This is a genomic window from Salinicoccus jeotgali (assembly GCF_055379195.1).
On record NZ_AP043830.1, the window covers coordinates 1,375,555 to 1,395,406 of the forward strand.

A 19,852-nucleotide genomic window follows, 5' to 3' on the forward strand; every position below is an offset into this window, starting at 1 on the left:
TCTTTCTATAGATTTTCCGCAATTTTTTCAGCAAATTCCACCACTCGGGTCGAATAACCCCATTCATTGTCATACCATGCCAGGACTTTAACTTTATTGTCGTCCATGACCATCGTCAACGACCCATCTATAATTGAACTTCTGCTGTCAGTGTTGAAATCACTGGACACAAGTGGCTCATAAGTGACACCCATGATACCGGCTAGCGCACCATCAGCGAATTTCTCGAATGTTTCATTGAGTGAGTCTTTCGTCACAGGTTTTTTAAGATCAACCACAAGATCGACAAGTGATACGTTCGATACAGGCACTCTCAATGCCAAGCCATGGAGTTTGCCATTCAATTGGGGGAGAACCTCACCCAAAGCTTTTGCTGCGCCAGTCGAAGTCGGTATGATGTTGTCTGCACAAGAACGTGCCCGTCTAAGGTCTTTATGCGGGTTATCGATGTTCTTTTGATCGTTTGTGTAGGCATGGACAGTCGTCATCAGACCATTTTCGATGCCATACTCCTCATCCAGCACTTTGGCGACCGGCGCCAGGCAGTTTGTCGTACAAGATGCATTGGAAAATACATCATATTTATCTATATCGAATTCTTCATCATTTACACCAAGAACCACTGTTTTTACATCTCCGCCTTTGGCCGGTGCAGTCAGCAATACTTTCTTGGCCCCTGCTTTAACATGGGCTGCTGCTTTGTCACCATGGTTGAAGGCGCCTGTCGCTTCGATGACAATATCCACACCCAAGTCTCCCCATGGCAGCTTTTCTGGATTTCTTTCTGTCGTGATCAGAATTTCTTTGCCATCCATGACCAGCTTGTCTCCATTGCCTTCTATCTGCTTTTCGAATTTCCCGTGTGTGGTGTCGTAGTTGAGGAGATGAGCCAGTGTTTCAGCAGGATAGCTGGCGTTCACCGCTACGAGCTCCAATTCATCTGAAGCGGCAACGATGCGAAATACCATCCTTCCAATTCTTCCCAAACCATTGATTGCTACTTTTTTCATGACGATTGCCCCTTTATGCTATACTTTTCACTGATTAGTATAACATATTGAAAGCGTGTTTAAAGGTGTATTCTGCATAAAATGTTCACTTTTCAATCTTGTCTAGAAAGCTTTGAATCTGGCCCCTCAATTCCTGAATAGAGCCACTATTCTGAAACACAACGTCACTTCTATCGCGCTTATCTGACAGCGGCATTTGACTTCTTATTCTCGACAACGCCTCTTCTTCTGTAAAGCCGTCTCTGTCCATCAACCGCTTTTTCTGCGTTTCTTCATCGACATAGACTGTTGCAGTCAAGTCGCATTGTTCATCCAGTCCATTTTCGAATAACAGCGGGATATCCAAAAATACATGACTCTCCAGGCTCAACCGTTCTTTATCCTCATTCATCATGCGTCTCACTTCAGGATGGACCAGACCATTCAATATTTGCCGTTCTTCTGGATCATTGAAAATGATTGCACCCAACTTCCTTCTGTCTATTTCCCCGTCCGACCTTGCAATGTCCTCCCCGAAGTGGTCGAGTATCCCTTTATAGGCAGGGCCATTTTGTGCAGTCGCTTTTTTGGCATAAATATCCGCATCAAGTACCGGATAGCCTTTTGATTGAATATATTCTGAAGCGGTCGACTTGCCGCTGGCAATGCCTCCGGTCAGACCGATAATGTAGTTCATTGGATCACCTCTGACAATTTGTACAATAAAATGTATTTCTTCCTGCTATAGTCTTTGTTTTGAGGGGCGCTTCACAGTCCGGGCATACCTTCTTCTGGTAGACTTTAAACCGGTCCTGCATGCTGCCCCTCTCCCCGGATATCCCTCTATAATCCGAAATTGTGGAACCACCTCGGCTCAATGACAGCTCAAACACTTCAACAATCGCCTGGTGCAGCTTCGTTAACCGTTCAACTGAAATATTCCCCGCCTTCCGCACAGGGGAGATCCCTGACATGAACAATGCTTCTGAAGCATAGATGTTGCCGACACCTGGTATGATCGTGCTATCCATTATCAACGCTTTGATCGCTTTATTGCTTCTGCTGGGATCTTTGATTTTTTCAATGAATTCAGCAAGACTATCCGGATGCGTATACTCTAGGGCCATCCTTTTAAAGGGAGGAAAGTCATTTATCCTTTTAATGGTCGACATTTCCCCAAAACGTCTGATATCACTGTAGACAAGGGACTGCCCATCTGACAGCGGCATGGACACTTGCCAATGCCTACGGTAGTTCAAGTCTTTGATCTGTTCTATCGAGTCGGCCACAAAGAAAGCACCCGACATGCCGAGGTGGGAAATCAGATGGAAGACGTCCCCATCTTTTTCCATGATGAAGTATAGATATTTCCCGCGTCTTCCCACCTTTTTAATACGGCCTCCATCGATTTTCTTTTTAAATGATTCAAGATCTTCTTTTATTATGGTTCTTCGGCCAACCTCATGTCCTTTATATATATGGTCAGAAAAAGACATGGCACCGATTCCCTTCTCTTCTACCGTTCGTTCTAGAGAACGCTTAACCAATTCCACTTCTGGTAATTCAGGCATTCTACCACCTACTTCACTTGATACCAATCACTGCCATAACCATAATCCACATTGAGCGGTACACTGAGTTCAATCGCATTCTCCATAATGCGCCGAATAATTGAGATGAAATCTTCCACTTCATCTTTTGGAACATCGAAAATCAGTTCATCGTGGATTTGAAGCAGCAGTTTTGCATCATATTTTTTCGCTTCTTCAGATCTGTCATATTCTACCATTGCCAATTTTATTATATCGGCTGCTGTACCCTGGATTGGGGAGTTCATTGCAGTGCGTTCTGCAAAGCTTCGTGCATTGAAGTTCTTGCTATGGATATCAGGTATATATCTTCTGCGATTGAGCATTGTCTTCACATAACCATCACGTTTGGCATCTTGTATGATCGACTTCATGAACGCCTTGACCTGCGGGAATGAATTCAGGTAATTATCAATGAAGGTTTTGGCTTCTTTACGGGTGATGCCAAGGTTTTGACTCAATCCATAGTCACTTATGCCATAGACGATGCCAAAATTCACCGCTTTCGCATTTCGCCTCATGTTCTGCGTAACATCCTCTTTATCGACTTTAAATACTTCCATCGCAGTTTTGGTGTGGATATCGGTATCACTTGTAAAGGCATTGATCATCGTTTCATCTTGAGTAATGTGTGCAAGCACCCTCAGTTCAATCTGTGAATAATCAAGAGCCAACAGAACATGATTTTCATCTTTTGGAACGAAAGCTTTACGGATCTTACGTCCTTCGTCTATCCTTATCGGGATATTTTGAAGGTTCGGTTCAACTGACGACAACCTGCCTGTTTGGGCCAGTGTCTGATTGAATCGAGTGTGGATCTTCGAGTCTTCTTTAATTTCTCCCTGGAGTCCAATCACGTATGTGGATTGGAGTTTGGCCAAGGTACGGTAATGCAGTAGATGCTCAATGATTTCATGTTTATCCTGCAGCTGTTCCAGAACGTCTACTGCAGTGGAATAGCCCGTTTTAGTTTTTTTGATGACAGGTAGATTCAGTTTTTCAAACAGAATATGCCCCAACTGTTTAGGCGAATTGATATTGAACGACTCTCCGGCCATCTCATATATGGTACTTTCGATTTCATCCAGCCGCTTCTGTATGTCCTTCTCCATTTCCTCAAGGCGAGAAGCATCTACTTTGATGCCCCTATATTCCATATCAGCAAGGACCTTAGCCAATGGTATTTCAAGTGTTGCCCAGAGTTCATGCATCTCATCTCTTCTCAAATATTCCTCCATCGGTTCTCTGACCTTATGGATGGCCATCACCTTGCTATTAAGAAACTTTTCATGTTCTGCACCGGTCGGGGTTACAGCTTTCTTCCCTTTGCCGTAATGATAGTCATCGCTGTCTATATTGATCGCGAAGTCAGCAGCAGTTTCCGCAACATCAATAATCTTCTTGGAAGGATCCAGGAGAAAACTGCCGAGCATGATGTCGGAATCAAACCCTTTGAAATGAATGTCCAAATGCCTAAGCAGCCCCATTTGCCGCTTGATGTCATATACATTAATGGAATTCCTGGATGTCAGGAAATCTTCAATTGATGACGATTCCAGTTCATTAAGCGGCTTTATGAATGTATGTGTTCCATCTGTTGCAGCAAGATACACAGGCGCATTGACAAGATAATTTTCTGCCCTTACTTCCAGATGGAATGAAACATCACCGCTCAACTCTTCTAGCGAATCCACTAGTTCATCTTCGAATTCGACTTTGTCTTCTGTTTCAGCTGCATCCATATTTTTTAGCAGGGATTCGAATTCCAACTCTTTGAACAGTTCATATTTATCTTCTTCCCGGTCCTGTTCAAACTTCAGGCTGCCAATATCGAAATCGATAGGAACCTCTTTATAGATCGTTGCCAGATCCTTACTCATTAGAGCATCTTCCCGATATTCCGTTAAGTTTTCTTTAAGCTTCTTGCCTTTCACTTCATCAAGATGCTCAAGTACACCTTCCACACTATGGTGTTCTTTAAGCAACTTGAGTGCGGTCTTTTCGCCAATTCCAGGAACCCCAGGTATATTGTCCGACTTGTCGCCCATCAAGCCTTTAAGGTCGATGATCTGCTCTGGCTTGAGACCATATAGTTCTTCGATGAAGGCCGGGGTATAGCGGTCTATGTCGGATATCCCCTTTTTAGTGTAGTAGATTGTTGTGTGGTCACTGGCAAGCTGTGTAAGGTCACGGTCCCCTGTAATGATGATTGTCTCCAGACCTTCCTTATCGGCTTTAGTGCTTAAGGTACCAATGATGTCGTCAGCTTCATATTCATCAAGTTCGTAACGTTTGATGCCATAGACATCAATCAATCTCCTGATGGGTGCCAGCTGTTCACCCAACTCGGGAGGCGTCTTCTGCCTTCCTCCTTTATATTCTTCATATTGTTTATGCCTGAAAGTAGATTTGCCGGCGTCAAAGGCTACCAGAAAATGGGTAGGCTTTTCATCCGTAATGATTTTTTCAAGCAGTCTTGCATAACCAAATATCGCATTCGTATGCAGGCCGCTCTGGTTACTGAGGAGCGGCAGACCATAGAACGCCCTGAAGGCAACACTATTGCCATCTATCAGAATCAACTTATCCATTCCATTACCCCTCTCTTCCAATGGTCTTATTAAACCATTGCTTCATTAAGAATTATACATTCCAATCCAAACTTAATCCATGAAAAAAGGTACAGCTCATGCTGTACCTTTATTTTTACGGTGTATATTCAATTGGTGCGTTTGGTCCAAGCGGCAATCCGAGAAGCATCCAAACGATCAGCATCAGTGCCCAAGTAACAAAGAAGAAGATGGAATAAGGCAACATGACAGAAATCAATGTCCCGATTCCCACGTTTTTGTTATATTGCTGCGCAAAGGCAATGATGATCGCAAAGTATGTCATCAAAGGTGTGATGATGTTTGTCGATGAATCCGCAACACGGTACGCCATAGTCGTCAACTCCGGTGAATATCCAAGCTGCATCATGATCGGTACGAATATCGGAGCCATCATCGCCCATTTTGCACTCGCACTACCTATGAACAGGTTGACGATTGCTGTGACGAGCATGAAACCTACGATCAATGGAATCCCGGTCAATTTGAGGGTTTCCAGCAACTCAGCTCCATACACACCTATAACAAGACCCATATTGGATTCTGCGAAATAAGAGACGAACTGGCCGGCAGTAAATGCCAACACGATGAACATGCCCATCGATGCCATCGTTTCAGTCATCTGATTCGCTACGTCCTTATCGCTCTTGATTGAGCGTGTGATCAAGCCATAGACAAGCCCCGGTATAAAGAAGAGGATCGCGATGATCGGTACAAGTCCGTCACTCATAAATGGCGATTGGACGATTGTATCCATATAGGATCCGACTGCATCATCTCCACGCATCGGTGAATTTGGCAGTACGACAAGAAGCAATGCAAGCAACGCGCCTACTATCATCGAAATGATTGCCCATGCCAATCCTTTTTTCTCGATTGGTTTTAGTGGATTCATTTCGTCCGTATCAGTAACGGCAGTTGAATCCTCATCTTCAGCATTGTAAGTCCCCAAGCGAGGTTCTACAATCTTGTCTGAAACAAACCAGCCTACAAGAGTCAACAAGAAAACACTTGCCGCAATGAAGAAGTAGTTCATTGCAACATTCATGCCATCGGCGTACTGCGGGTCGATGACGGAAGCTGCCTGAATAGAAAGTTCAGCCAGCATTGCGTCTGTACCACTCAGAAGCAGGTTGGCCGAGAATCCAGCGGAAACCCCGGCAAAAGCAGTCGCAAGACCAGCTAGTGGATGCCTTCCGAGGGCAAGGTACAACACTGCACCAAGCGGCGGCAACACTACATATCCTGCATCAGATGCAAGTGAAGACATGATACCTGCAAAGACAAGGCCTGCTGTGATCAGGGTCTTAGGTATGGACAATACAAATCCACGTAAAGCTGCGCTTATCAGACCTGAACGTTCAGCAACACCAATACCAAGCATCGTTATGAGAACGACCCCAAGCGGCGCAAAGTTGATGAAGTTATCAGTCATGCTGGAGAATATGTAACTTATCCCTTCACCATCCAGCAGGTTATTGATGGTAACGGTTTCTTGATTCTCTCCTGGATGTTCCACTGAAATTTCAAACGCCGATAAGATTGCAGATGCAACGAGCGTAAGAAGTGCGAGTATCGCAAACAGGGTGACGGGATGAGGGAGTTTGTTACCGAGCCATTCTACAAAATCAAGAAATTTCTGAAAAAAACCTTTATTCTTTTTGCCATTTTCCATTCCCAAAATTTCCTCCCAAAATACACTAAACTGAAAAGGTCCCCTAGTCAGGTGATCTTTTCAGTTTAATGCCATTACAGAATCATAAATCTCATTTCAACAATTTCATTACATTCACAACTGAGTCCCTGGACTTATCCAGTTGTTTCTTTTCATCTTCTGATAAATCCAGCTCGATGATCTTCTCTACACCATTTGTTCCTATCACTGCCGGTACACCAAGATAGATGTCACTGTAGCCGTATTCTCCGTCCAGATACACAATGGATGGAAGCACACGCTTTTTATCATGGAGGATGGCTTCAGCCATTTCCACTAAAGAGGCGGCAGGGGCATAATAGGCAGAACCATTGCCCAACAAGTTTACAATTTCAGCTCCGCCTTTTCTTGTACGTTCGATGATTTCGTCTATCTTGGTTTTGTCCATAAGACTTTCCAGTGGCACACCTCCAACCGAAGAATAACGAATCAAAGGTACCATGTCGTCTCCATGTCCCCCAAGAACAAAACCGCGTACATCATTGACGGAAAGATTCAGTTCTTCAGCTATGAACGTCCGGAAACGGGCAGTATCGAGTACTCCCGACTGACCGATAACCCGGTTTTTTGGAAAACCGGACTCTTTATAAACTGCATACGTCATAGCATCTACAGGATTTGTCAGCACAATTATTGTACAGTCCGGTGAATGCTCGACTATTTCCCGTGTCACTGCTTTCATGACTTTTTGGTTAGTCTTGATGAGATCGTCCCGGCTCATCCCTGGCTTCCGTGCAATACCTGCTGTAATAATGACGATGTCGGAATCTTTAGTATCTGCATAATCACTTGTACCGGTGATATTTACATCGACTCCAAGAACTGGTGTCGCTTCCTGCATATCAAGTGCCTTGCCGCGTGTCGGATCTTCCGCTTGCGGAATATCGACGAGAACCACATCTGCAAGCGCTTTAGAGGCTGCGATAAAGGCAGTCGTAGCGCCGGTGAACCCGGCGCCTATGACTGATATTTTTTTCCTGTTCATGCTATTCCCCCTTAAAAGGTGGCTTCAACTACATATTTTTGACAAGTTCGTCTGCAAACTCGGAACATTTAACTTCCTTGGCACCATCCATCAGGCGGGCGAAGTCATAAGTCACGACTTTAGATGCAATCGTCTTCTCGACAGCTTTTGTTACAAGGTCTGCCGCTTCCTGCCAACCTATATGTTCAAGCATAAGAACGCCTGAGAGGATGACGGATGATGGGTTGACTTTGTCCAAGCCGGCATACTTAGGTGCTGTTCCGTGTGTTGCTTCGAAGATTGCATGACCTGTTTCATAGTTGATGTTCGCACCAGGAGCGATACCGATTCCACCAACTTGTGCTGCCAATGCATCAGAGATATAGTCTCCGTTTAGGTTCATTGTCGCTACAACACCGAAATCTTTTGGACGAAGAAGGATCTGCTGCAGGAAGATGTCGGCGATTGCATCTTTGATGATGATTTTGCCTTCTGCTTCCGCCTCTGATTGTGCTTTGTCGGCTGCTTCTCTTCCTTCTTCCTCAACGATCTTGTCGTAAGCATTCCATGTGAACACCTTATCCCCGAACTCACGCTCAGCAAGTGCATAGCCCCAAGCTTTAAATGCACCTTCTGTGAACTTCATGATATTCCCTTTATGGACAAGAGTTACAGAAGGTCTATTGTTTTCAATCGCATAGTTGATGGCAGAACGCACCAATCTCTCAGTACCTTCTTTGGATACTGGCTTGATTCCGATTCCTGAAGTTTCTGGGAAGCGGATGTTTTTAGCGCCCATCTCATCTTGAAGGAAGTCGATTACCTTCTTCGCTTCATCAGTGCCTTCCTGGAATTCGATTCCTGCATAGATATCCTCTGTGTTTTCGCGGAAGATGACCATGTCCGTCTCTTCAGGACGCTTCAATGGAGATGGAACACCTTCAAAATACCTTACTGGTCTGAGGCATGTAAACAGATCCAGTTCTTGTCTCAGTGCAACGTTCAATGAACGGATACCGCCACCGATTGGTGTCGTGAGAGGGCCTTTGATTGCGAGTAGGTATTCATTGATTGTATCCAAAGTCTCCTGTGGCAGCCATTCGCCGGTCTTGTCATACGCTTTTTGACCTGCCAACACTTCTTTCCATTCAATCGCTTTTTTACCGTCATATGCTTTTTCAACTGCTGCATCGAGTACTTTGTTAGCAGCTTTCCAAATATCCGGTCCGATGCCGTCCCCTTCTATAAATGGGATGATTGGCTTATCAGGTACGTTCAGAATTCCGTTGTTTGTTGTGATTTTTTGACTCGACATAAATAAAATTCCTCCTGGTTAATAATTTCGAAAATTTGTTTTAGCGCTTCTCGATTGCTTCATATTTCTTGCCGGTTTGTCCAACATATTCAGCTCTTGGTCTGATCAGACGGTTGTCTTCGTACTGTTCCAGAATATGTGCAATCCATCCGGACACGCGGCTGACAGCAAAGATTGGCGTGAATAAATCATGGTCAATCCCCATCGCATGATAGACCGAGGCGCTGAAGAAGTCAACGTTTGGCAGAAGCCCCTTTTCACGTTCTACAACTTCTGCGATCTTTATGGATTTTTCGTAGAGTTCAGGCTCTCCGATTTCTTCAGTCAACTGTCTGGACATTTCTTTCAAATATTTTGCACGTGGGTCGCCGTCTTTATAGACACGGTGTCCCATTCCCATGATTTTCTCTTTATTTTCGAATTTCTCTTTCAAGTAGTCTTCTACAGATTCAGGAGACTCGATTTCACCAAGCATCTTCATTACGCGTTCATTCGCTCCACCATGAAGTGGTCCTTTGAGTGCGCCAGCTGCAGCTGTCACGCCGGAATACATATCTGAAAGGGTCGCGACGCATACGCGTGCCGTAAATGTTGATGCATTCAGTTCGTGGTCTGCATGAAGCACAAGGGCTTTATTCATTGCTTCGACTTCTGTACTGTTAGGCTCTTCGCCTTTCATCATATACAGAAGATTTGCAGCGTAATTAAGTCCTTTTTTAGGTTTGACGACTTCTTTGCCACTTCTTATCCTTGAGAATGCTGCAACGAGTGAAGCCACTTTAGCTTGGATACGGATGGCTTTTTCCTGATTCGCTTCATCACTCATGTCTTCAGCATTCTCGTCGAAGTGAGAAAGATATGACAATGCTGTACGCAGACCTGCCATTGGATGGATCTTATCCGCTGCGTATTCCTCGAAATGGGTGTAGATTCTAGGATTAAGCGTCATATGATCAAATAATTTCGCCTGGAAATCATCAAGCTCAGTCTGGTTCGGCAATCTGTCGTTCCATAATAGGAATACGACTTCTTCAAATAGTGCATTTTCTGCAAGGTCATCGATTTCATAACCGCAATAAGTGAGCTGCGAACCAATGATTGAACTGATGCGTGATTCGGTTGCAACTATACCTTCTAAACCTTTTTTCTCAGACATATATCGATTCTCCTTCTAGTTAATTCTTAGTATAGCCAGTCGGCCTTATTGCCATTATATCAAATTAAAGAACTTTGTGAATAATACAGTATCATTTATTCCTTTGTGAAATTAATACCATTAACCTTCTAGAGGACGCTTATACTAACAATAAAAGCCTCAATTCAGCTGAATTGAGGCTTTTATAAGGGTCAGTTAATTATCTTATTGATATGCATAAGTTTATCTTATGATTAATGTGTCGTTTCGGATGTATCAATACCTGTCACTGATTTAACCTTCACTTCGCGGTACTTTTCATGTGATTCGGCTTTACCGAGGAAAGTGCCTAAGAAAGCACCTAAAAATCCGGCTGGTACTGAGATGATTGCTGGATTCGTCAGAGGGAACAATGGTTCCATTGAAATAAATGCATTGCCTGAAGGGTCCATTACATTCGGGCTCATGATAACAAGTATAAGAGATACCGCAAGGCCTGTTATAATTCCAGTAATTGCCCCTTGCGTATTAAAACGCTTCCAAAAAATCGTATAGATGATGACCGGCAAGTTGGCGCTTGCTGCCACGCAGAATGCCAATGAAACCAGAAATGCGACGTTTTGGTTTTGGGCGAAGATCGCCAGTATTATAGACAGGACACTTACACTGAAGGCCGCAATTTTAGCTGCCAGCATCTGCTGTTTATCTGTTATGTTGCCCTTTTTGATTACTTGGCCATAGATATCATGCGCAAATGCACTTGCCCCCGACAGCACAAGACCAGCTACTACTGCGAGGATTGTCGCGAATGCCACTGCAGACACGAATGACATGAGCAGATCGCCACCGAGCTTTTCTGCTAGCAATGGTGCAGCCATATTGCCTGCCGGGTTCGCAGCGATGATTTCCTCCCTTGTCAGCATCGCTGCAGCTCCAAATCCAAGGAATATCGTCAAGATGTAGAATATGCCGATGATCCAAGTTGCCCACATGACTGAGCTACGAGCTGTCTTAGCGTCTTTAACTGTAAAAAATCTCATGAGGATATGCGGGAGGCCGGCCGTACCGAACAATAATGCGATGATAAGCGACACGTTATTCAGAGGAGATCCGCCTTGAGACCCAGGATTCAAGAACGGGCCTTCAAGCTCTGGTGCCGTTATGTTCTTCATTTCACCGAACATGGTAAAAATATTAAAATTAAATTGCAACAGTACGAGTACAGAAATGATGACTGTACCAACCATCAGCAAGATTGCCTTTACCATCTGCACCCAGCTTGTTGCGGTCATGCCACCGAATAATACATAAATCGTCATCATTATGCCAACTATTATGACAGCCACACTGTATGGTATATCAAACAGCAGTTGAATCAAGGCTCCCGCCCCCACAAGTTGAGCGAGCATATAGAAGATGACAATCGTAATAGAAGAAAGCGCGGCGAAGGCGCGCACCTTCTTAAGTTCAAACCGGGCAGCAATCATATCAGCAACTGTGTACTTCCCGAGGTTTCTAAGCGGTTCTGCAACAATGTACAGTACAACGAGATAAGCTGTGAGATAGCCCACACTGTAGAAAAATCCATCAAACCCCCATAATGCAATCGCCCCTGCAATACCAAGGAATGAAGCGGCTGAAAGGTAGTCTCCGGAGATTGCGAGACCGTTTTGCCAACCAGTCAGCCCCCCACCTGCCGTGTAGAAATCTTTAGTGGATTGCGTCCTTTTCGAAGCGAAGTATGTAATCACCAACGTTAAACCAACGAATACAATGAACATGATAATGACGGTCAGATTCATTTATAGTTTCCCTCCCGATACTTTCTGATTATCTCATCGGCTTCCCTGTCGAATTCCTTGGCTTTCTTCATATAGATCGTGACCAGCGTCCAGACCATTATGAATAGGAAGAATGCGTAGATCCAAGCCCATGAAATATTTCCGAATGCTTCGTTGCTAAGCAGAGTGGTATAGCCTGTCAGTATCGGAAAAAGCAGTGTTGCGATGATGAAAAAGATGCTGATCGGTAAAATGAACCTGTTCCGCTTCTTAAGCAGTTCTTCAAATTCAGGTTGTGAAGCAATTAATGCGTAATCGATTTTTGCCATTTCTATTCCCCCTTATAGTCTACATTGTATTTATTTGACAGAAATATGTCAATTTTTCGACAACTATTTTTATTGTAAATATTCCTCTTCCGAACTATTGATGGTATAGAAAATAAAAAAAGCCAGCCATGCATCATTTAAATGATGTATGGCTGGTTTTCCCGTTTGAAATCTATCCAATTACCCCACTACATTCCCTTTGGTTTTTCTATCACGTTGATCTCCCCGATTTTGTCCATTGTGATATTTGATGAAACATTAATGGTTTGATCATCCATTTCCATAGTAAGTGTCAATTCAGCACTTTCGTACTGATAATCTTCATTGAACTTCAGTAGCACAAGACCATTGATGTTATCCACCGCTTCAAGTGACGACTCCAGATCGTCGTTTATAAAGGGCTTTACGCCGGCTTCACCTTCTACTTCATAACGAATTTCATAACCTGATTCGAGTTGCTTGGCTGTGCCTTCTTTGAACGGCTCGAGCTGACTGATTAAATCTCCATAGCTGCTGCCTTCAATATTACGTCCGTCATCCTGTCTTTCCACGTCGCCATTTTGATAGATGAAGTGTTCTCCCTCAAAGATGTAATGGGTCTTGATATCAGTTCCATCATCAACTTCGATTTTAATTTCATCCTGCTTGCTTCTGGTGGTTATTGTACGGATTACATGCTGGCTTTCTTCTGTGGAAATTGTAGTCGTCTGCCGCTCTTCATAGCTCGTTTCCTTACTTTCTTCAGATTGTGCATTTTTAATGATATCTGCTGCTGACATTTCTTCTTCCGGCTCTTCAGTCGTCTGTTGTTCTTCTGTAGCGGACTCTGTCGATTCTTCACTCTGATCTGCATTTTCATCAGATGAGTCATCCACAGGCCCGTCGTTAGTGCACGCTGTTAAAAACAGGAGCATGATAAGTAACATTTTTTTCATATGTGCCACCTCATCTAATATTATACTGTGCAGCATCTGTGACTACAACATAAAAAGGCACTTTAAAAAAAGTGCCTTTTTACTGGATTATAGTACATTAGCATGTCCATCGAATATACAGTTCTGCTCTGAGTCGACTGTGACGACTGCGCCCTCTTCCAATACTTCGTATGCGGCTGACGCCCCGACTATTGTCGGCAGATCAAGATTCAGGCCAACAATCGCACCATGCGAAGTGAGTCCTCCTTCGACGGTGACAAGACCTGCAGCCTCTTCGAGATAAGGTGTCATATCAGCATCTACAGATTGGGTTACGATGATTTTTCCTTCCAGATCTTTATCTTTTAAGGCTTCTGCAGAGTCAGCGAACATCACTTCACCGACGCTGCTTCTCCTGCCTATGCCCTGAGCTCGGATCAGCTTATCTCCGACAATGTGGAGTTTCATCAGATTCGTGGTACCTGCTTCTCCTGCAGGAACCCCTGCTGTGATGATCAATAAATCTCCCTGTTCTGCAAAACCTTTTTCCATTGCTGCTGATACAGAGATGTTCAGAAGTTCATCAGTGTCCCGCTTCCCTTCCTTGATTACAGGGTGTACGCCCCATACAAGCTGTAGTTGTCTGGCTACATGATGGTGCGGAGTAACTGCCACGATTTCTGCATGAGGACGATATTTTGATATCATCCTTGCTGTGTGCCCTGATTCTGTGGCTGCTACTATCGCACGGCAATTTAGATTCAGTGCAGTGTGTGCGACCGACACGCCAATTGCCGTCACCAAGTTCGTCTGCAGCGACTTAGTCCGTGTGGAAAGTAACTTTTTGTAATCCTGTGCATCTTCAGCCGAAACAGCTATGCTCGCCATCGTCTGGACAGCTTCCAGAGGATAATCGCCAGCAGCTGTTTCGCCGCTCAGCATTACAGCATCTGTACCATCATATATGGCATTCGCCACATCACTGGCTTCCGCACGTGTACAGCGTGGGTTATGCTGCATAGAATCAAGCATCTGGGTAGCAGTGATGACCGGTTTACCAAGGTGATTACATTTCCTGATCAGATCTTTTTGAACCATAGGTACTGACTCAGGTGGAATTTCAACACCCAAATCCCCGCGCGCCACCATAAGTCCATCAGACACTTCGAGTATATCGTCTATATTGTCGATGCCTTCCTGGTTTTCGATCTTCGGGATGATTTCAATGTGCTCGCCCGACTTTTCTTCAAGCAACTTGCGTATTTCCAGAACATCGCTGTTCGTGCGGATAAAGCTTGCTGCAATCAGATCGACGCCTTCATCAATACCAAAGATGATATCTTCCCGATCCTTATCAGTGATGCCCGGCATTTTTACAGAGACGCCCGGCACATTGACACCCTTTTTATTTTTGAGGACACCATCATTCAGGACGTGGCAATGGATTTCACCATTCTCCCGGTCGATGCTTTCAATTTTAAGTTCTATCAAACCATCATCAAGAAGGATGCGATCTTTTTTATCCACATCTTCAATGAGGCCAGAGTATGTGATGGAGATCTTTTCTGGCGTACCCACTACTTCTTCCATAGAAACTATGATGCTTTGCCCTTTCGTCAGCTCAATTTCACCATTCTCCATGCTGTGGGTACGAATCTCAGGTCCCTTTGTATCGAGTAGAATGCCTACTGTACGATCCAATTTGTCGGCAACTTTTCTGATGTTGTTTATTCTGGCACGATGTTCATCATGATCACCATGTGAAAAATTCAATCGTGCAATATTCATGCCAGCTTTTATCAATTTCTCAAGCATCTCCGGTGATTCCGATGCAGGACCGATTGTACATACTATTTTAGTGTTGCGCATAACTAGATTCCTCCTAAATGGATAACTCTCTCGAAAGTCTATACAGACCCTCATCTATCATATGACTTTCTTCAAACACTTTATCAAAACGGGTTGCGGACAGTTTATTGTGCTCAGTGCCTACCGCCTTTCCATGCACACCATCTAAAAGAAGCTCAACAGCGAAAGCACCAAGGCGTGAAGCCAGCACTCGATCTTGACCGGTCGGTTTTCCTCCACGCTGCATATGGCCAAGCACACTCTCACGGGTGTCTACGTTTATATACTTATGCAACTCATCTGCACACTGTGACGCACTCATGACACCTTCAGCTACAACAATGATCGAGTGTTTCTTACCGCGGCTCATACCCGACTCAATCCGCTCTGCAACTTCTTTCATGTCAGAGGGGGATTCGGGAATGAGTATGGTCTCTGCGCCCCCGGCGACTCCGGCCCAAAGCGCCAAGTCTCCAGCATCCCTGCCCATCACTTCTATAATGAAGGTGCGCTCATGGCTGGTTGCTGTATCTCTGATCCTGTCTACGGCATCGATTATGGTGTTTAAGGCAGTATCGAACCCTATAGTGTAGTCCGTGCCATTGATGTCATTATCGATGGTACCGGGTACTCCTATGGTCTTGATGCCTTCTTCATCGAGTCGTTGTGCACCTCTGTAGGAACCATCTCCCCCTATGACCACAAGCGAATCTATTCCTTTAGCTTTAAGGTTTTCGATGGCTTTTTTGCGTACAGCGGGTTCAATGAATTCTGGGCACCGGGCCGAGTAGAGCTTCGTCCCTCCTCTTTGGATGATGTCACCGACATCCCCAAGTTCCAGCTTATGGATATTATCAGTGACAAGGCCCTGATAGCCCTGGAAAACACCATAGACTTCAATGCCTTCATATATACTCTTTCTGACGACGGCCCTTATGGCAGCATTCATACCGGGCGCATCGCCTCCACTTGTAAGTACTCCAATTTTCCTCATGGGTTCCCTCCGTTAAAACAATCTCTTATTTTTAAAATAGCATAACTTATATTCCTTATCCATCATTAAGGTTGATGAAACCGTTTTATGAAACCAAAAAAAATGAACAGCATGAAATTACAGCTGTTCATCATATATTCCGATATTCACATATTTATCGTAGCGGTCGGCCACCATTTCTTCGCGATCAAGTGCAAGGAGTCCTGCCAGATGTTCTTCCAGGATGCCATCGAGATTCTCAAATACCTTGTCCCTGTCGTTATGGGCACCACCTTGAGGTTCTTCTATCACTGCATCCGCTATGCCGAACGATTTCAGATCGGCTGCTGTTATCTTCAACGATTCTGCAGCAATCTCCTTCAATGATGCATCCTTGAACAGGATGCTCGCAGCACCTTCTGGTGAGATTACAGAATATGTCGCATTCTCCAGCATGATCAGACGGTTGCATACCCCAAGTCCCAAAGCTCCACCTGAACCACCTTCTCCGATGACGACGCTTATTACCGGTACATGGAGACCTGCCATTTCGACAAGATTGCGGGCGATCGATTCACTCTGTCCCCGTTCTTCAGCAGCTTTACCTGGATATGCACCTTTAGTATCGATAAAACAGATGATTGGACGGTTAAATTTATCAGCCTGTTTCATCAAGCGAAGCGCCTTACGGTAGCCATCGGGGTGGGCCATGCCAAAATTACGGTGGATGTTGCCTTTTGTATCCCGGCCACGTTGATGCCCGATAACCGTCACAGGACGCCCTTTGTAGGCAGCAATACCTCCTACAATGGCAGGGTCATCGCTATGTACGCGGTCACCATAGAACTCTGTAAATTCTTCAAACAAAGCTTCGATATAGTCATAGGTAGTTGGACGCTTTATATATCTTGCAATCTCCACACGCTGCCAGGGAGTGAGGTTATCATAAATTTCATTTTTTTTATCACTGACCTTTTTCTCCAAAAAACTGACTTCCTTTGTGAGGTCTACTTTATTTTTTGCTGCATATTTTTCCAATTCTTCAATCTTCTCTTCCAATTCATAGATTGGTTTTTCGAAATCGAACATTCCTATCTACACCCCACTATGCAATTTCAGGATTCGGCCGAGATAATCTTTCATATCCCGTCTGTCTAAAACTTCGTCCAGCTGTCCATGCTTTAAAAGGAATTCGGCAGTCTGGAAATCATCCGGCAGTTTCTCCTTGATTGTTTCCTGGATGACGCGCCTGCCGGCAAACCCAATCAATGCACCCTTTTCTGCCAAGTTTATATCGCCGACTGAGGCGAAACTTGCAGACACCCCACCTGTTGTAGGATTGGTCATATAGGCGATGTAGAGCAGACCTGCATTATTGTGGCGCTCTATCGCAACACTGACTTTAGCCATCTGCATCAGAGAGATGATGCCCTCCTGCATACGTGCGCCCCCACTGGCTGTGAAGATGATGACAGGTAATCTGTGTTCTGTTGCATACCCAAAAGCACGGGCGAGTATTTCGCCGACTGCAGAGCCCATGCTGCCCATTCTGAAGCGGGCATCCATGACGGCTACAACGGCACGCTCACCTCCGATGTTCCCATCTGCACATAACACCGCTTCATTCAGTCCCGTCTTTTCCTTATCGTTCGAAATCTTGGCTTCATAATTAGGGAAGTTCAGTGGATTGGCAGATGTGATGTCTTGGAACAACAGATTGACTTCCCCTTCATCCATCAACGCTTCCAGACGGTCCTGGGCTGAAATAGGCAGATGATGGCTGCAGTTGGCACATACATTAAGACGTTTATATAAGTCTTTTGAATATAATATCTTCTTGCAGCTTGGACATTTTGTCATGATGGATTCACTTTTTTCGAAAGTGCCATCATTACGGTCTGTTTCATTGACTTTTTTATTCAGTTTAGAGAACAAGTCTTTCAGCATATTAAACTCCCTGTTTTCTTTATTATTTGAATGCCTGCGAATATTTATCGAGCAACACATAGATTTTTTTCATTATAATGTTCTCGTCTTCTAGTACATCAGCATTTCCTTTCTTTTCACTGACATATTCTTCTATCATCTCTTTGATTTCTATAATTTCATTCTGTTGACGTTCTGATTTGATGAGATATTTGCCGATCAGCTGAAACAGTTGATGGCTATCGATATCAGCAAGAAAGGTGCCCTCGCCCCGCTTCACATAGATGATGCCAAGCAGTTCAAGTGCTCTGAGTGCTTCCCTTACACTTTGCCTGCTGACATTCAATTCGTCTCTCAGATATCTCTCGCTGGGCAGCTTTCCACCTACCTGTATCTCTTCCTTTTCGATGACATTGTGGATTTCTTCAATAATATTTTCCAAACCTTTTTTTTCAGTCATCTTATAGGATCACAGCGTCAAACTGCGTGCTTTCTGATAGATGTCTTCAGGGTCGACTTTAATGCGGCTGACGCCCGTCTGCATGGCCGCTTTCGCTACAGCCCTCGCTACACTTGGTGCAACTTCCTTATTGAAAGGTTCCGGGATGACGTTTTCGGCGTTCAATTTATCATCTTCAATCAATTCTGCGATAGCAAGGACGGCAGCTTTTTTCATCTCGTCATTTATATGTGTCGCCCGAACATCAAGCGCACCTCTGAAGATACCTGGGAAAGCAAGCACGTTGTTGATTTGATTTGGAAAATCGCTTCGTCCTGTGCCGACTACAAGAGCTCCCGCAGCCTTCGCCTCATCAGGCATGATTTCAGGGTTCGGATTGGCCATGGCAAAAATGATTGGATCTTCTGCCATTGTCTTGACCATCTCGGCAGTCAGGGCACCTTCTACCGAAACACCGATGAATACATCAGCCCCTTCAATCACATCAGCCAATTCCCCTTGCTTATGATGATGGTTACTGAACTTGCTCACTTCGTGTTTGATATCGTTCATCCCTGCTTCACGACCTTCAAAGATGGCACCGCGCGAGTCACACATGATCATTTCCTTCACGCCGAAGCTGTGCAGGAGTTTTATGATGGCTACACCCGCTGCCCCCGCTCCGTTCAGTACAACCTTAATCTGGTTCAGAGATTTCCCCGAGAGTTTAAGGGCGTTCATCAGGCCGCTCAAGGTGACGATTGCCGTGCCGTGTTGATCATCATGGAAAACAGGTATATCGGTCTCGCGTCCTAGGCGTTCTTCAATTTCAAAACATCTAGGCGCTGAGATATCTTCTAGGTTGATGCCGCCAAAAACGGGTGTCATCAGTTTGACTGTATTCACGATTTCATCGACGTCATTAGTATTGAGTGCAATCGGAAAGGAGTCCACTCCGGCAAAATTCTTAAAGAGCGCGCTCTTACCTTCCATTACAGGTAAACTTGCCATAGCACCTATATTCCCCAGGCCTAAAACAGCGGAACCATCCGTAACGACGCCGACAGTATTACTCTTAATCGTATAATCGAATACTGTGCGTTCATCTTCATATATTTCTTTGCATGGTTCAGCCACTCCTGGTGAATATGCAAGGCTCAAGGCTTCCCTGTCCTTGATCTCCACTTTTGAATTTACTTCTAGCTTTCCTTGTTTTTCCCTGTGCATCTCTAGTGCATCATCTCTCAAGGACATATAATCTCCCTTTCCTAGTGGTCATACCACCGCAATATAAATATAGTAACATTATCAGTTTTACATGACAACT

General features: G+C 44.5%; 17 protein-coding genes. All 17 read right to left on the minus strand.

The features are described from left to right. Window positions 1-5 precede the first annotated feature (5 nt). A complete protein-coding gene (locus ACZ43I_RS06920) occupies window positions 6-1,010 on the minus strand; it encodes a glyceraldehyde-3-phosphate dehydrogenase (protein ID WP_344702689.1) in 1,005 nt (334 codons plus the stop codon). Window positions 1,011-1,095: 85 nt separating this feature from the next. Beyond that, complete coding sequence (gene coaE / locus ACZ43I_RS06925; protein WP_344702686.1) at window positions 1,096-1,686, minus strand: dephospho-CoA kinase; 591 nt, start codon at window positions 1,684-1,686, stop codon at window positions 1,096-1,098. A gap of 4 nt (window positions 1,687-1,690) precedes the next feature. Beyond that, a complete protein-coding gene (mutM, locus tag ACZ43I_RS06930) occupies window positions 1,691-2,560 on the minus strand; it encodes a bifunctional DNA-formamidopyrimidine glycosylase/DNA-(apurinic or apyrimidinic site) lyase (RefSeq protein WP_344702684.1) in 870 nt (289 codons plus the stop codon). 8 nt (window positions 2,561-2,568) lie between these two features. Continuing rightward, window positions 2,569-5,169 (minus strand): DNA polymerase I, encoded by a 2,601-nt coding sequence (gene polA / locus ACZ43I_RS06935; RefSeq protein WP_344702682.1) that lies wholly within the window; start codon window positions 5,167-5,169, stop codon window positions 2,569-2,571. A 115-nt stretch (window positions 5,170-5,284) separates the two neighbouring features. Beyond that, complete coding sequence (locus tag ACZ43I_RS06940) at window positions 5,285-6,862, minus strand: AbgT family transporter (protein ID WP_344702680.1); 1,578 nt, start codon at window positions 6,860-6,862, stop codon at window positions 5,285-5,287. A 91-nt stretch (window positions 6,863-6,953) separates the two neighbouring features. Continuing rightward, window positions 6,954-7,886, minus strand: a complete 933-nt coding sequence (gene mdh, locus ACZ43I_RS06945) for a malate dehydrogenase (protein ID WP_344702678.1) — start codon at window positions 7,884-7,886, stop codon at window positions 6,954-6,956. A 28-nt stretch (window positions 7,887-7,914) separates the two neighbouring features. Beyond that, window positions 7,915-9,180, minus strand: a complete 1,266-nt coding sequence (gene icd / locus ACZ43I_RS06950; protein WP_344702676.1) for an NADP-dependent isocitrate dehydrogenase — start codon at window positions 9,178-9,180, stop codon at window positions 7,915-7,917. A 40-nt stretch (window positions 9,181-9,220) separates the two neighbouring features. Next, window positions 9,221-10,336: a citrate synthase gene (locus ACZ43I_RS06955; protein WP_344702674.1), complete on the minus strand. Its 1,116-nt coding sequence runs from the start codon at window positions 10,334-10,336 to the stop codon at window positions 9,221-9,223. A gap of 233 nt (window positions 10,337-10,569) precedes the next feature. Next, window positions 10,570-12,117: a solute symporter family protein gene (locus ACZ43I_RS06960; RefSeq protein WP_344702672.1), complete on the minus strand. Its 1,548-nt coding sequence runs from the start codon at window positions 12,115-12,117 to the stop codon at window positions 10,570-10,572. Further along, complete coding sequence (locus ACZ43I_RS06965; RefSeq protein WP_344702670.1) at window positions 12,114-12,425, minus strand: DUF485 domain-containing protein; 312 nt, start codon at window positions 12,423-12,425, stop codon at window positions 12,114-12,116. The genes ACZ43I_RS06960 and ACZ43I_RS06965 overlap by 4 nt, the downstream gene beginning before the upstream one ends. A 188-nt stretch (window positions 12,426-12,613) precedes the next feature. Beyond that, window positions 12,614-13,360 carry a hypothetical protein gene (locus ACZ43I_RS06970; protein WP_344702668.1) on the minus strand — a complete coding sequence of 249 codons (747 nt, stop codon included), beginning with the start codon at window positions 13,358-13,360 and terminating at the stop codon, window positions 12,614-12,616. An 87-nt stretch (window positions 13,361-13,447) separates the two neighbouring features. Continuing rightward, window positions 13,448-15,208, minus strand: coding sequence for a pyruvate kinase (gene pyk, locus ACZ43I_RS06975; RefSeq protein ID WP_344702666.1), 1,761 nt, complete (start codon window positions 15,206-15,208; stop codon window positions 13,448-13,450). A 13-nt stretch (window positions 15,209-15,221) separates the two neighbouring features. Continuing rightward, window positions 15,222-16,181, minus strand: a complete 960-nt coding sequence (gene pfkA / locus ACZ43I_RS06980) for a 6-phosphofructokinase (protein WP_344702664.1) — start codon at window positions 16,179-16,181, stop codon at window positions 15,222-15,224. 117 nt (window positions 16,182-16,298) lie between these two features. After that, window positions 16,299-17,249, minus strand: coding sequence for an acetyl-CoA carboxylase carboxyltransferase subunit alpha (locus ACZ43I_RS06985; RefSeq protein WP_344702662.1), 951 nt, complete (start codon window positions 17,247-17,249; stop codon window positions 16,299-16,301). A gap of 6 nt (window positions 17,250-17,255) precedes the next feature. Further along, the gene (gene accD, locus ACZ43I_RS06990; protein ID WP_344702660.1) at window positions 17,256-18,107 is read right to left on the minus strand and encodes an acetyl-CoA carboxylase, carboxyltransferase subunit beta; all 852 of its coding nucleotides are present in this window, start codon (window positions 18,105-18,107) and stop codon (window positions 17,256-17,258) included. A 22-nt stretch (window positions 18,108-18,129) separates the two neighbouring features. After that, entirely contained in the window at window positions 18,130-18,546 is a 417-nt protein-coding gene (locus ACZ43I_RS06995) for a FadR/GntR family transcriptional regulator (protein WP_344702658.1), read from the minus strand. Between the two features lie 9 nt (window positions 18,547-18,555). Continuing rightward, window positions 18,556-19,779, minus strand: a complete 1,224-nt coding sequence (ystJ, locus tag ACZ43I_RS07000) for an NADP-dependent malic enzyme (RefSeq protein WP_344702655.1) — start codon at window positions 19,777-19,779, stop codon at window positions 18,556-18,558. Between the last annotated feature and the right edge of the window lie 73 nt (window positions 19,780-19,852).

Excerpts from the sequence above, each read along its gene's own strand:
- ACZ43I_RS06920 (WP_344702689.1), bottom strand. The coding sequence starts at position 1,010 with ATGAAAAAAGTAGCAATCAATGGTTTGGGAAGAATTGGAAGGATGGTA.
- coaE (WP_344702686.1), bottom strand. The coding sequence starts at position 1,686 with ATGAACTACATTATCGGTCTGACCGGAGGCATTGCCAGCGGCAAGTCG.
- mutM (WP_344702684.1), bottom strand. The coding sequence starts at position 2,560 with ATGCCTGAATTACCAGAAGTGGAATTGGTTAAGCGTTCTCTAGAACGA.
- polA (WP_344702682.1), bottom strand. The coding sequence starts at position 5,169 with ATGGATAAGTTGATTCTGATAGATGGCAATAGTGTTGCCTTCAGGGCG.
- ACZ43I_RS06940 (WP_344702680.1), bottom strand. The coding sequence starts at position 6,862 with ATGGAAAATGGCAAAAAGAATAAAGGTTTTTTTCAGAAATTTCTTGAT.
- mdh (WP_344702678.1), bottom strand. The coding sequence starts at position 7,886 with ATGAACAGGAAAAAAATATCAGTCATAGGCGCCGGGTTCACCGGCGCT.
- icd (WP_344702676.1), bottom strand. The coding sequence starts at position 9,180 with ATGTCGAGTCAAAAAATCACAACAAACAACGGAATTCTGAACGTACCT.
- ACZ43I_RS06955 (WP_344702674.1), bottom strand. The coding sequence starts at position 10,336 with ATGTCTGAGAAAAAAGGTTTAGAAGGTATAGTTGCAACCGAATCACGC.
- ACZ43I_RS06960 (WP_344702672.1), bottom strand. The coding sequence starts at position 12,117 with ATGAATCTGACCGTCATTATCATGTTCATTGTATTCGTTGGTTTAACG.
- ACZ43I_RS06965 (WP_344702670.1), bottom strand. The coding sequence starts at position 12,425 with ATGGCAAAAATCGATTACGCATTAATTGCTTCACAACCTGAATTTGAA.
- ACZ43I_RS06970 (WP_344702668.1), bottom strand. The coding sequence starts at position 13,360 with ATGAAAAAAATGTTACTTATCATGCTCCTGTTTTTAACAGCGTGCACT.
- pyk (WP_344702666.1), bottom strand. The coding sequence starts at position 15,208 with ATGCGCAACACTAAAATAGTATGTACAATCGGTCCTGCATCGGAATCA.
- pfkA (WP_344702664.1), bottom strand. The coding sequence starts at position 16,181 with ATGAGGAAAATTGGAGTACTTACAAGTGGAGGCGATGCGCCCGGTATG.
- ACZ43I_RS06985 (WP_344702662.1), bottom strand. The coding sequence starts at position 17,249 with ATGTTCGATTTCGAAAAACCAATCTATGAATTGGAAGAGAAGATTGAA.
- accD (WP_344702660.1), bottom strand. The coding sequence starts at position 18,107 with ATGCTGAAAGACTTGTTCTCTAAACTGAATAAAAAAGTCAATGAAACA.
- ACZ43I_RS06995 (WP_344702658.1), bottom strand. The coding sequence starts at position 18,546 with ATGACTGAAAAAAAAGGTTTGGAAAATATTATTGAAGAAATCCACAAT.
- ystJ (WP_344702655.1), bottom strand. The coding sequence starts at position 19,779 with ATGTCCTTGAGAGATGATGCACTAGAGATGCACAGGGAAAAACAAGGA.